The following is a 5,683-nucleotide window of genomic DNA, read 5'->3' on the forward strand; positions in this document are numbered from 1 at the left end:
TAGATATCTCCCAAGATTAAAAAAAATGAATAGTAGAAAAATATGGGAAGCATTTGCAGAAATATCTTCAACTAATCCAAATGCTTTAAACCCATACAACCTACCTTTATAAGGAGAATATAGAAATATGCCATTTCATCCTAAATTTAAAATAACAGTAAACATAAATCAAGCTTTGATTGAAATTGAGCGTGTACGAGGTTTTCTTGAAGCAATTAAGCTTAAAGATGATTGGATTAGTGATATGCAGAAAAAAGCACTTATTCTTGAATCACATTATTCAACTCATATAGAAGGTACAGCTATTAATCTTGAGCAAGCGCAAGATATATTATCAGGAAAAAAGGTTAAAGACGTTAATCGTGACGATGAGAAGGAGCTTCTTAATTATAAGAAGGCAATGTATTTTATTTCAAAATATCTTGGCAAAGATAACTCTATAAGCGAAGGGTTAATCCGGGAGCTTCATAAAATCCTTGTCCGTGGTGTCCGTGGGGACAAGGCACATCCTGGGGAATATAGGGGAATTCAAAATTACGTAGTTAATTCTCGAACAAAAGAGATCATATATACTCCACCGGCGCCTTTAGAAGTGTCTCATCTTATGGGGGAATTTGTAGAATGGATTAACGCTAATATTAAAAAAATATCACCAGTTATAGTCTCAGCTATATCTCAATTTCAGTTTGTGCATATACATCCTTTTGTAGATGGTAATGGTAGAACAGCAAGACTTCTCTCTACACTTATTCTCTACAAGACTGGATATGATTTTAAGAAGTTGTTTACTATTTCTGAATATTATGAAAAAGATCGTTTGGCCTATTACAATGCTATCCAGTCCGTAAGAAAAAACAAAATGGATATGACGGTTTGGCTTGAGTATTTTATTAACGGATTGCGATCGCAGATGAGGGGTATACAGGATAAGGGAAAGAAGATTATCGAGAATGATATAAAATTAGAGAAAATAAAAAAAGTAGGAATTAATGCCCGTCAGGAAGAAGCGATTAGATTTATACTAAAAAACGATAAAATAACAGTAAATAATTATCAGAAAGTTACTTTGTGTATTCGTAAGACTGCTCAGCGTGATTTAGATGACTTAGTTAAAAATAAAATCATTAAAGCAGTTGCTAAAAGTTCAACCGACCCAACAAAATATTATATTTTACTGTGACATTCTACTGTGACATTACTGTGACATTACTGTGACAAGTATTATTTTTCTTGTTTTTATTAATTATTTTTTTAATTGCTTTTCTGAAATAATTCTTCTTTCCATTTAGTCTCCAATTTGTTAGAATTTTTTTATAAAAGATTTATCGAGTTTCAATAAATTTAAGATTTGAGTTACTCTTGCCCTTGAAACTCCTTTTAACTTTGCAAGGGCTGGCTGATTTTTCACTTGGCCATTATCAATCATACATTTATATTCTCTTGCTAAGTAAATAGGGTTTTGGTATTTGGGTATAATTTGATTGGATTTCTTTACTTTGGGAGAAAAATAGAATATAGATGTAAAAGTTCTATCTATGGAACAGTTCGGGGAGCCAGATAATAAGCAGCCCTTTGGCATTTTACTGAAGGGCTTTTTTATTATAAATATTCTTCTAAAAAAGGAGGATTTTTAAATAGATTTGTAGTATAAAGAAAATTCGGAAAATAAGGTACAATAAGCCATTAGACCGAACTTATAGCACTAGCAAGAACGCTAATTAACTCTCTTAGTTTATCGATGTTTTGCATATCCTGGATAATTTGGTTACAATTAGAAAATGATAGGGGACGTAAAAATCCATGGGTAAATTATTAGAAAATAATTTTAGAAGGAGGATATTTTAATGAAATTAAAAGGAAAGAAGATAGCAATTTTAAAGGCAGCGTAGTAGCTTCTATCTGCCATGGCCCCTGGGTTCTTATCTCGGCGAATATTATGAAGGGTAAACAAACCACAGCTGTGATTTCGCTCAAGGATGACCTCATCAATGCTGGAGCGATTTATCTGGACAAAGAAGTCGTAGTGGATAATAATTTGATTACTTCCAGAACACCTCAAGACCTTCCGGCATTTCTTCCGGCTATCATTACCGCTTTACAAAATAAATAGAATATTTAAAGGAGATAAATAATGAGAATATTTGGCGGATATTTTATGGGAATCGTATTTTTAGTAATAGGAATCGTTTTACTGTTGAATAGTATTTTTAATTTTAATGTTCATACATTCAAATTAATCGTGGGGATCGTTATTGTCTTGTTCGGAGTATTTATCCTTTTTAATGGTTTTGGTTTTCAAGATAGCAGAAGCATTATCTTTAGAGAAGGAATAATCAGGGTTTCAGAAGTTCAAGATGAATATAATATTGTATTTGCTTCAGGCACAATCGATTTATCAAAAGTAAAGATAGAAGGTGAGGTAAAGAAAATAGAGGTTAATGCCATATTCGCAGATGGAAAAGTTATCCTTAATCCTGATGTCCCGACATTGATCAAGGCGAGTTCTGCCTTTGGTGAATTAGAATTACCGGATAGATCATCAGTGATATTTAGTTCCCAAAAATATAAAATAGGCGATATTAGCACTAATCAAGGATATTTAGAAATTGAAGCAAACGCAGTATTTGGTAAACTGAAATTTATCACTATTAATTAATTTCTTAGTTCTACTTTCTGGTTTTTAATTTTATCGTATCCATTTACTACTTATTACATATTACACATTACTGCAATTGTAGGAGCAGAAGATGTTTAGTATTAAACTTGGTCTAAAAAATTTAACCCGCCAAAAAAGAAGGAATGGCATCACCATTTTAGTGATTGCATTATTTTCCAGTATAGCTCCCGCCTACTGGGCAGCCCATAAAGACCCGGTAAAAGCAATTTATCATCGATAGGTGAAAAAAATTGAAATAAAGTATAAAATAATTAAAGAGAATTAACTTAAATTTATTCACTGGATAAGTAATTAAAATATAAAAAGGAATCATTAATTCAATCGAATTTAGTCAAGGAGGAGAATTAAATGTCTTTACTCGAACTAAAAGGAGTCAAAAAAATTTATCAACAGGGAAAAATAGAAGTACCTGCTTTGCGAGGAGTAGACTTAATAGTAGAACAAGGCGAATTTTCAACCATTTTTGGTCCTTCCGGTTCAGGGGAAACCACGCTTCTAAACATGATAGGTTGTCTGGACACACCTACAGAGGGGGAAATTCGTTTAAACGGAAATAAGGTAAGCGATCTTTCCAGGAAAGCCCTTGCCATGACCAGAAGGTTCAATATCGGATTTGTCTTCCAAAGTTATAACTTGATTCCGGTATTAACTGCTTATGAAAATGTAGAATTTGCTATCCGACTGATTGACCATACTTCAGAATTGAAAATAAAAGAAAGGGTATTACAAATATTAGAAGAAGTGGGGCTTAAGGGATTGGAGAATCGAAGGCCCAATGAACTTTCTGGCGGAGAGAGCCAAAGAGTGGCCATTGCCCGGGCTTTAGTTAAGGAACCCAAGCTTGTTTTAGCAGATGAACCAACTGCCAATTTGGATTCTAAAAATGCTACCGATGTAGTAAAAATTATGGTGAAGATGAATAAAGAATTAGGCACTACTTTTATCTTTTCTACCCACGACCCGATGGTAATGGAATATGCTCATAGATATATTAATCTTAAGGATGGTATGATTTCTGCCGATGAAAGGAGGGGGTAAAAGGTGTTTAGTTTTAAACTCGGCTTGAAAAATTTAACCCGCCAAAAAAGGAGAAATGTAATTACAATTATGGTGATTGCCTTTGCATTTTTCGGTTATTTATTTATGGATTCTGTTATGGGCGGCATGGAAGAAATGTCTTTTAGCAATATAAAGAATTACGATACAGGGAATATTCAGGTGGCTTATCCTGAATACTGGGAGGACAGAGAAAAGCTGCCTTTAGAAAATTTAATTTATTTAAACCAGGATATAGTAGACAGCATAAAAAACATGGATGGAATATTGGGAGTATCTCCCGAACTAAGATTTAAGGCCAACCTTAATAACGGGATTGATGAAACAGTGGTCCTGGGTTTGGGTATCTCTCCCGAACAATATAATGAGGTTTTTGCTACTCAAAATTATATCATTGAAGGTTCGATGTTTAGCCCGGGTGAATCAAAAGCAGTTATAGGCGTAAAATTAGCCGAACTAATGGATTTAAAAATTAATGATTATATTACACTTCTGGTGAGGACGAAAGAAGATACCTTTAATACCATCGATGTGGAAATTACAGGTCTGTTAAATACGCCCAACCCGATGATTAATAACGGGGTTGTTTTTGTTCCTTTAGATATTGCCCAGCAGGCATTAAACGTCGATAATGGGTTTAGTCTGCTTGCTCTGAAAACAGCTTCCGGAGATGAGGATAAAATCGGCAAAGTATTGATGGATAGTTTTAAAGATAAAGACCTGGAATTGCAAGCATATTCCTGGAGAGAATCCGCTGAATCAATCATCGCTTTAAGTACTGCCAAAAAAGGTGGAATTGGGACTATCCTGTTAGTCGTTCTTCTTATTGGTATGATAGGAATTATTAATAATGTTATCCTGTCTGCCCTGGAAAGAACGGGAGAAATCGGTATGATGAAAGCTTTGGGGATGAGAGAGTGGGAGATTGTTTTTGTCTTTATGGTAGAGGCAACCGGCATAGGCATCCTTGGTGGATTAGCCGGATGTTTAATTGGGTTTGCAGGGGTAGGTTTGATGGCGAAATACGGTTTTGGTTTCAACGTTATGGGTATAGATATATCTGAATATGGCATTCCCATTCTCGATAAAATTTATGGAACCTGGAATTATCCTGCCTTCAGTTTCTTATTTATTTTAAGCGTTACGGTTGCACTGTTATCCAGTATAGTACCGGCATATTGGGCAGCACATAAAGATCCGGTAAAAGCAATCTATCATCGATAAGCCTGTCTGCGTGCGTACACGCACAGGCAGGGAGGGTAAAGAAAATAAAATTTTTATGGAATTTAGCCAAGAAAAATCTATCGAGATCCAGGATTAGAACCTCAATTTCTGCTATTGCTATTGCGGTTGCCATTATTGCCGTGATCTTTGCCCGGGGGTTAATCAGCGGAATGATAGAATCTACTTTTGAAAATCATATCCATTATAAAGCCGGTCATATACGGATTATCGATAAAGAATACAAACTAAAAGAACGTCTTCTGTCTTTAAATTATACTTTAGATGGGTTTAATGGTAAAGGTTACTCAGAGATGAGTGAAAAATTAAAGTTAGTGGAAGGAGTGAAACAGGTTGTTCCACGACTGAAATTCGGAGCTGTGGTCAGTATGGATGATGAATTAGTGGGAATGATGGGCTGGGGAGTTGATCCCGTTGAAGAAATAGCCTTTACCAAGATAGATAAAAAGATAATCGAGGGAAGGATGGTTGAATTGGGTAGCAAGGAAGTCGTTATGGGAGCCGGACTACTGGAAAAAATAGACCGTAAAGTAGGGGATAAAGTCACTATTCTGTATACGACTCCTTTTGGCTCCTTCAAAGGTTCTACTTTCCAGATTGTCGGGAAGCTTCAAAGTTCTATACAGATGCTGGATGATACTATTTTCTATCTTCCTTTGGATCAAGCCCAGAGGATTCTGGAGATGCCTGGCGAGGTAACAGAATTAC

General features: G+C 35.2%; 8 protein-coding genes. 7 read left to right on the plus strand and 1 reads right to left on the minus strand.

Annotated elements, in window-relative coordinates:
* The first annotated feature begins 127 nt into the window (after positions 1–127).
* Positions 128–1,180, plus strand: coding sequence for a Fic family protein (locus COZ07_RS06535; RefSeq protein WP_406607765.1), 1,053 nt, complete (start codon positions 128–130; stop codon positions 1,178–1,180).
* 120 nt (positions 1,181–1,300) lie between these two features.
* On the opposite strand, the gene COZ07_RS06540 is transcribed toward COZ07_RS06535, so the two are convergent.
* Entirely contained in the window at positions 1,301–1,426 is a 126-nt protein-coding gene (locus COZ07_RS06540; protein WP_406607766.1) for a hypothetical protein, read from the minus strand.
* Positions 1,427–1,849: 423 nt separating this feature from the next.
* Here COZ07_RS06540 and COZ07_RS06545 point away from each other — a divergent pair, with 423 nt between their 5' ends.
* From COZ07_RS06545 to COZ07_RS06570, 6 genes are all read left to right on the plus strand, one after another.
* Positions 1,850–2,110, plus strand: a complete 261-nt coding sequence (locus tag COZ07_RS06545) for a DJ-1/PfpI family protein (RefSeq protein WP_406607771.1) — start codon at positions 1,850–1,852, stop codon at positions 2,108–2,110.
* Between the two features lie 21 nt (positions 2,111–2,131).
* Positions 2,132–2,656 carry a hypothetical protein gene (locus COZ07_RS06550; protein WP_406607767.1) on the plus strand — a complete coding sequence of 175 codons (525 nt, stop codon included), beginning with the start codon at positions 2,132–2,134 and terminating at the stop codon, positions 2,654–2,656.
* 91 nt (positions 2,657–2,747) lie between these two features.
* Positions 2,748–2,897: a hypothetical protein gene (locus COZ07_RS06555; protein ID WP_406607768.1), complete on the plus strand. Its 150-nt coding sequence runs from the start codon at positions 2,748–2,750 to the stop codon at positions 2,895–2,897.
* A gap of 128 nt (positions 2,898–3,025) precedes the next feature.
* Positions 3,026–3,715, plus strand: coding sequence for an ABC transporter ATP-binding protein (locus COZ07_RS06560; RefSeq protein WP_406607769.1), 690 nt, complete (start codon positions 3,026–3,028; stop codon positions 3,713–3,715).
* Between the two features lie 3 nt (positions 3,716–3,718).
* Positions 3,719–4,957: an ABC transporter permease gene (locus COZ07_RS06565; RefSeq protein ID WP_406607770.1), complete on the plus strand. Its 1,239-nt coding sequence runs from the start codon at positions 3,719–3,721 to the stop codon at positions 4,955–4,957.
* A 104-nt stretch (positions 4,958–5,061) separates the two neighbouring features.
* On the plus strand, positions 5,062–5,683 hold a 622-nt coding region (locus COZ07_RS06570), incomplete at its 3' end, for an ABC transporter permease (protein ID WP_406607772.1).

Origin of the sequence: Candidatus Infernicultor aquiphilus, assembly GCF_002784285.1 — a bacterium.
Lineage (GTDB): Bacteria > Atribacterota > Phoenicimicrobiia > Phoenicimicrobiales > Phoenicimicrobiaceae > Infernicultor > Infernicultor aquiphilus.

Excerpts from the sequence above, each read along its gene's own strand:
- COZ07_RS06535 (WP_406607765.1), top strand. The coding sequence starts at position 128 with ATGCCATTTCATCCTAAATTTAAAATAACAGTAAACATAAATCAAGCT.
- COZ07_RS06540 (WP_406607766.1), bottom strand. The coding sequence starts at position 1,426 with ATGATTGATAATGGCCAAGTGAAAAATCAGCCAGCCCTTGCAAAGTTA.
- COZ07_RS06550 (WP_406607767.1), top strand. The coding sequence starts at position 2,132 with ATGAGAATATTTGGCGGATATTTTATGGGAATCGTATTTTTAGTAATA.
- COZ07_RS06555 (WP_406607768.1), top strand. The coding sequence starts at position 2,748 with ATGTTTAGTATTAAACTTGGTCTAAAAAATTTAACCCGCCAAAAAAGA.
- COZ07_RS06560 (WP_406607769.1), top strand. The coding sequence starts at position 3,026 with ATGTCTTTACTCGAACTAAAAGGAGTCAAAAAAATTTATCAACAGGGA.